Origin of the sequence: Nocardia farcinica (assembly GCF_029867845.1) — a bacterium.
Lineage (GTDB): Bacteria > Actinomycetota > Actinomycetes > Mycobacteriales > Mycobacteriaceae > Nocardia > Nocardia farcinica_A.
The window spans coordinates 1-4285 of record NZ_JARWRU010001276.1 but is presented as its reverse complement, the minus strand read 5'-3'; the positions used below and the strand labels follow the sequence as shown (position 1 = coordinate 4285).

The window sequence follows — 4285 nt, the reverse complement described above, 5'->3', positions numbered from 1 at the left end:
CGTTCACGATGCGCTGCCGCCGATCACCCGGCGGCAGCGCACCAGCCGGATGTCCCGCGGTGGCTCAGCCCGCGGGCTTGGCGGTCTCCTCTTCCTTCTCCTCCGTCTTCTCCGCGTCGGCCTTCGGCTCCTCTGCGGCGTCGGCGGCGACGGCCTCGGCGGTGATGGCCTCGGCGGTGATGGCCTCGGCGGCGGCGACGGCGGCCGCCGGGGTGGCCGCGACGGCGGTGAGGGTGGCGGTCTCCATCACCCAGGCGGACTCGCCGTGGATGACCGCGTCCAGGCCGTCGGCCTCGTGCTCGGCGGGCACGCGCAGGCCCATCACCATGTCGAGCACCTTGGCGATGACGATGGTGACCACGAAGGTGTAGGCGAACACCGCGATCACCGCGACGGTCTGACGCCACAGCACGTCCACGCCGCCGCCGTAGAACAGGCCCGCGGCCTCGTTGGGCGCCTCGGGCACGGCGAGGAAGCCGATCAGCAGGGTGCCGATGATGCCGCCGACCAGGTGGATGCCGACCACGTCGAGCGAGTCGTCGATGCCGAGACGGAACTTCATGGACACGGCCAGGCAGCAGATCGCGCCCGAGGCCGCGCCGACGATGAGCGCGCCGACCGGCGAGACGGCGCCACAGGCGGGGGTGATGCCGACCAGGGCGGCGATCAGACCCGAGCTGGCGCCCAGCGAGGTGGCGTGCCCCTGGCGCAGCTTCTCCACCAGCAGCCAGGCGCAGATGCCCGCACACGCCGCGGCGATGGTGTTGAGCACGACCACACCGGCGCCGTTACCGGCCGCCAGCGCCGAACCGCCGTTGAAGCCGAACCAGCCGAAGAACAGGATGCCGGAGCCCAGCATGGTCAGCGGAAGGCTGTGCGGGCGGGGCGGATTGGGGAAGGTGCCGCGTTTGCCGAGCACCAGGACCAGCGCCAGCGCCGCGACGCCCGCGTTCATGTGCACCGCGGTGCCACCGGCGAAGTCGATCGCGCCCAGCTTGTTGGCGATCCAGCCGCCGAGGACCGAGCCGTCGGCGGAGTCGAAGGCGAACACCCAGTGCGCGACCGGGAAGTAGACCAGGGTGGCCCACACGCCGGCGAACAGCATCCACGCGCCGAACTTCATGCGGTCGGCGACCGCGCCGGAGATCAGCGCGACGGTGATGGCCGCGAACAGCAGCTGGAAGCCGGCCACCAGCGCGGGCGGCAGGCCGGGCTCGGCGGGGGCGGCGAGCAACTCGGAGGAGCCGAAGTACTCGAAGGGGTTGCCGAGCAGGCCGATGCCGCCGATCGAGTCACCCAGCGTGGCCGAGTAACCGAAGATGATCCACAGCACGCCGACCAGGGCGAAGGCGCCGAAGGTCATCATGGCCATGTTCAGCGTGTTCTTGATGCTGACCATGCCGCCGTAGAACATGGCGAGGCCGGGCACCATGATGCCCACGGCGGCACAGGCCGCCAGAATCCATGCGGTATCAGCCGCAGCGATCGCTTCTGTCATCTTTCCCTCATCATCAGGTCAGCCCCGAGAGATGGAGTCTCTCAGTGGTGAACAGTCCCGGTTTCCCAGTAGACGACCGGAAAGGTTGCCGACGGATGCATGCGGGTGACATTCCTGTTAACAGGACTGGGACGAACCCCCAGCTTCCGACGCCCGGCAGCCCGTTCCCCCAGACGAGCCGCGACACATGGAACTGACCTCGCCGTAATGCTGCCGTCATCTAGGAGCTGTTTCATGTTGTTCGACAGCAATTCACTACATGAAACAGCGGGCTCACTCGATGACACAGGGCTCTGACACCGGGCTCTTTCGTCGAGGCAACGCGCACGGACACCGAGCAGCGGAGCGGGGAATGACAGAAACGCACAGCTACGTCGTCGTCGGCGGTGGCCTGGAAGGACTGGCCATCGCCTGGGCGCTGGCCGAGCGGGGCGAGACCGACGTCCTGGTACTCGAACGCGGCACACTCTGCTCCGGGATGACCGGCAAATCCAGCGGTGTGGTGCGCTGCCACTACGGCACGCCCTCGCTGGCGGCCATGTCCTGGTACGGCGTGGACTTCTTCACCAACGCCGCCGAGATCCTCGACGACGATCTCGGCTTCCAGCAGTGCGGCTATGTCGTCGGCGTCGGCGACAACAATGTCGAACCGCTGCGCGCCAACATCGCGATGATGCAGAGCCTCGGCATCGCCACCCACTTCATCACCCACGACGAGATGGCCCAGCTGTGGCCGGGTCTGCGTCTCGACGACTTCGCCCTGCTCGCCTACGAGCCGCTGGGCGGACGCGGCGACGCCTACCTTGCCGGCATGGGATTCGCCGCCGCGGCCCGCAGGCTCGGCGTGCGCATCCGCCAGTCCACCCCGGTGGCCGGCCTGCTCCAGGACGCCTCGGGCAGGGTGCACGGCGTCACACTGGCCGACGGCACGCGGATCCACGCGGGCACGGTCGTGCTCGCGGCCGGACCGTGGACCCCCGCCCTGGCGGCCACCGCGGGCGTGGAGATCGACATCAGGGCCCAGCGCGCGCAACTGGTGCTGGTCGACCAGGGCGAGCCGACCCCGGTCGTGCCGGTGCTCTCCGACCTGGCGGGGCTGTCGTATCTGTGCCGCGAACCCAACGGCGAGATCCTGGCGGGCAATTCCGACCACAGCGCGCCGGAATACATCGACCCGGACAACTACGTCAACCGCGCCGACGAGTCGACCATCGACACGGTCGTCGGCAAGCTCGGCCACCGGCTGCCCGACATGCCCGACCCGCGTATCACCGGCTCCTATGTCGGCGCCTACGACGTGACCGCCGACTACAACCCGGTCATCGGCCCCTCCCCGGCCGATGGCCTGTTCCTGGCGGCGGGATTCTCCGGCCACGGCTTCAAGATCTCCCCCGCCGTCGGCAGGCTGGCCGCCGATTTGCTCACCAAGGGCGCCACGGACCTGCCGAACGTGGACCCGCGCGACTTCCGCTACGAGCGCTTCGCCGAGGGCGACCTGCTGGTCAGCCTCAACCCCTACGAAGGGGCGGGCGAAATGCGCTGAGCACCACCCGTTCCGACCCCCGATCCGCCGACCTCCCGACCGAGAACCATTCGCACCCTGGAGCCACGATGGCCTTCGACACCGCACTCGCACCGGTCCCCGACACCGCCGACGCCCTCACCGAGATCGCCCGCGCCACCGGCACCACCTACATCCTCGCGCTGTTCGTCACCCTGGCGGGCAAGCCCTGCGCCAAGCTGGTCCCGGTGGCGGCCGCCGCCCGGCTCGCCACCGACGGCGCCGGTTTCGCCGGCTACGCGGCGGGCACCATGGGACAGCAGCCGCGTGATCCCGACCTGATCGCGATCCCGGACGTCTCCACCTTCACCCCCATCCCGTTCATCCGCCCCGGCCTGGCGATCGTGCACTGCGATCCCCACGTCGACGGCAAGCCGTGGCCGTTCGCCCCGCGCAATGTGCTCGCCGCGAGCCTGGCCCGCGCCGCCGAGCGCGGCATGACCGTCAATGTCGGCGCGGAGATCGAATACTTCCTGGTCGACCGCGATTCCGGGGGCGCGCTGCGCACCGCCGACCGCGCCGACACCAGCGCCCAGCCCTGCTACGACGCCCGCGACGTGACCCGCATGTACGACCACCTGACCGAGGTCTCCGCGGCCATGAACACCCTCGGCTGGGGCAACTACGCCAGCGACCACGAGGACGCCAACGGCCAGTTCGAGCAGAACTTCGACTACGCCGACGCGATGACCACCGCCGACCGCGTGATCACCGCCCGCTACCTGCTGTCGGTGATCGCCGAGAAGCGCGGGATGCGCGCCACCTTCATGCCCAAGCCGTTCACCGATCGCACCGGTTCCGGCATGCACCTGCACCTGTCGCTGTGGAACGGCAAGGGCTCGCTGTTCCCGGACGCCGCCGATTCGCGCGGGCTCGGCCTGTCCGCCACCGCCTACGCGGCCATCGCGGGCATCCTCGAGCATGCCTGCGCCCTGCAGGCCGTGCTGGCCCCGACGGTCAACTCCTACAAGCGGATCGGCGCCACCTCCACCTCCAGCGGCGCCACCTGGTCGCCGCGCTACGCCACCTACGGCGGCAACGACCGCACCCAGTACCTGCGGGTGCCGGACAGCAACCGTGTCGAGCTGCGCGGCGGCGACGGCTCGGCCAATCCGTACCTGGCCGTGGCCCCCCCCGGGGCGGCGGGGGGGGGCGGCGACGCCCCCGCGCGGGGCCCCCGCCCGGCCCCCCCCCGCGCCGGGGGGCGCGCGGAACGGGCGCGGCCG

The 4285-nt window shown here is 70.4% G+C and carries 3 protein-coding genes; 2 read left to right on the top strand and 1 reads right to left on the bottom strand.

The window, feature by feature from the left end:
• Window positions 1–64 precede the first annotated feature (64 nt).
• On the bottom strand, window positions 65–1498 hold the full coding sequence (locus QH283_RS28595) for an ammonium transporter (protein WP_280506041.1): 1434 nt from the start codon (window positions 1496–1498) through the stop codon (window positions 65–67).
• Between the two features lie 352 nt (window positions 1499–1850).
• Between QH283_RS28595 and QH283_RS28590 the strand changes: the two genes are divergently transcribed.
• Window positions 1851–3041: an NAD(P)/FAD-dependent oxidoreductase gene (locus tag QH283_RS28590; RefSeq protein ID WP_280506040.1), complete on the top strand. Its 1191-nt coding sequence runs from the start codon at window positions 1851–1853 to the stop codon at window positions 3039–3041.
• A gap of 68 nt (window positions 3042–3109) precedes the next feature.
• A partial coding sequence (gene glnT / locus QH283_RS28585; RefSeq protein WP_280506039.1) for a type III glutamate--ammonia ligase occupies window positions 3110–4285 on the top strand: 1176 nt, incomplete at its 3' end.